This window comes from Streptomyces gamaensis, from assembly GCF_042656465.1.
Lineage (GTDB): Bacteria > Actinomycetota > Actinomycetes > Streptomycetales > Streptomycetaceae > Streptomyces > Streptomyces gamaensis.
The window spans coordinates 1-2,392 of the sequence record NZ_JBHSPB010000053.1 but is presented as its reverse complement, the minus strand read 5'-3'; the positions used below and the strand labels follow the sequence as shown (position 1 = coordinate 2,392).

The 2,392-nt window shown below is 59.3% G+C and carries 2 rRNA genes; both read left to right on the top strand.

Annotated features, from left to right (window positions below):
• The first annotated feature begins 250 nt into the window (after positions 1 to 250).
• Positions 251 to 1,778, top strand: a 16S ribosomal RNA gene (locus tag ACFP1Z_RS33575).
• Positions 1,779 to 2,065: 287 nt separating this feature from the next.
• A 23S ribosomal RNA gene (locus ACFP1Z_RS33570) occupies positions 2,066 to 2,392 on the top strand; the annotation flags it as partial.

The window sequence follows — 2,392 nt, the reverse complement described above, 5'->3', positions numbered from 1 at the left end:
AACACCGAAGGGAAGCGCCCGGAGGAAAGCCCGAGAGGGTGAGTACGAAGGAAGCGTCCGTTCCTTGAGAACTCAACAGCGTGCCAAAAGTCAACGCCAGACTATTTGATACCCCGTCCGCCGTCCCTGGTGATGGTGGATGTGGTTCCTTTGAAACACACAGCGAGGACGCTGTGAGCAGGTTTTCGGGATTATTCCTCCCGGCCTGTTCCGCTCCCGTGATGTGTGACCCCCGAGTACGGGGAAAGCATTCACGGAGAGTTTGATCCTGGCTCAGGACGAACGCTGGCGGCGTGCTTAACACATGCAAGTCGAACGATGAAGCCGCTTCGGTGGTGGATTAGTGGCGAACGGGTGAGTAACACGTGGGCAATCTGCCCTGCACTCTGGGACAAGCCCTGGAAACGGGGTCTAATACCGGATATGACCTGCCGAGGCATCTCGGCGGGTGGAAAGCTCCGGCGGTGCAGGATGAGCCCGCGGCCTATCAGCTTGTTGGTGGGGTGATGGCCTACCAAGGCGACGACGGGTAGCCGGCCTGAGAGGGCGACCGGCCACACTGGGACTGAGACACGGCCCAGACTCCTACGGGAGGCAGCAGTGGGGAATATTGCACAATGGGCGGAAGCCTGATGCAGCGACGCCGCGTGAGGGATGACGGCCTTCGGGTTGTAAACCTCTTTCAGCAGGGAAGAAGCGCAAGTGACGGTACCTGCAGAAGAAGCGCCGGCTAACTACGTGCCAGCAGCCGCGGTAATACGTAGGGCGCAAGCGTTGTCCGGAATTATTGGGCGTAAAGAGCTCGTAGGCGGCTTGTTGCGTCGGATGTGAAAGCCCGGGGCTCAACTCCGGGTCTGCATTCGATACGGGCAGGCTAGAGTTCGGCAGGGGAGATCGGAATTCCTGGTGTAGCGGTGAAATGCGCAGATATCAGGAGGAACACCGGTGGCGAAGGCGGATCTCTGGGCCGATACTGACGCTGAGGAGCGAAAGCGTGGGGAGCGAACAGGATTAGATACCCTGGTAGTCCACGCCGTAAACGTTGGGCACTAGGTGTGGGTCACATTCCACGTGGTCCGTGCCGTAGCTAACGCATTAAGTGCCCCGCCTGGGGAGTACGGCCGCAAGGCTAAAACTCAAAGGAATTGACGGGGGCCCGCACAAGCAGCGGAGCATGTGGCTTAATTCGACGCAACGCGAAGAACCTTACCAAGGCTTGACATACACCGGAAAACCGTGGAGACACGGTCCCCCTTGTGGTCGGTGTACAGGTGGTGCATGGCTGTCGTCAGCTCGTGTCGTGAGATGTTGGGTTAAGTCCCGCAACGAGCGCAACCCTTGTCCTGTGTTGCCAGCATGCCCTTCGGGGTGATGGGGACTCACAGGAGACTGCCGGGGTCAACTCGGAGGAAGGTGGGGACGACGTCAAGTCATCATGCCCCTTATGTCTTGGGCTGCACACGTGCTACAATGGCCGGTACAGTGAGCTGCGATGCCGTGAGGCGGAGCGAATCTCAAAAAGCCGGTCTCAGTTCGGATTGGGGTCTGCAACTCGACCCCATGAAGTTGGAGTTGCTAGTAATCGCAGATCAGCATTGCTGCGGTGAATACGTTCCCGGGCCTTGTACACACCGCCCGTCACGTCACGAAAGTCGGTAACACCCGAAGCCGGTGGCCCAACCCCTTGTGGGAGGGAGCCGTCGAAGGTGGGACTGGCGATTGGGACGAAGTCGTAACAAGGTAGCCGTACCGGAAGGTGCGGCTGGATCACCTCCTTTCTAAGGAGCACATAGCCGACTGCAGGCGAATGTTCTGCACGGTTGCTCATGGGTGGAACGTTGACTACTCGGCACAGTTGAGGGTGAAGGACTGCTAGTACTGCTTCGGCGTGGAACGCAGAACCTGGACTCTCGTTGTGTCGGGCACGCTGTTGGGTGTCTGAGGGTGCGAGCGTGAGCTTGTCGCCTTCGGGTTGCCGGCCCCAGTGAACTCCGGACCTGATGGTTCGGGGGTGGTGGGTGGCTGGTTGTTGCTTGAGAACTGCACAGTGGACGCGAGCATCTGTGGCCAAGTTTTTAAGGGCGCACGGTGGATGCCTTGGCACCAGGAACCGATGAAGGACGTGGGAGGCCGCGATAGGCCCCGGGGAGCTGTCAACCGAGCTGTGATCCGGGGGTGTCCGAATGGGGAAACCCGGCAGTCGTCATGGGCTGTCACCTACTGCTGAACACATAGGCAGTGTGGAGGGAACGCGGGGAAGTGAAACATCTCAGTACCCGCAGGAAGAGAAAACAACCGTGATTCCGGGAGTAGTGGCGAGCGAAACTGGATGAGGCCAAACCGTATGCGTGTGATACCCGGCAGGGGTTGCGTATGCGGGGTTGTGGGATCG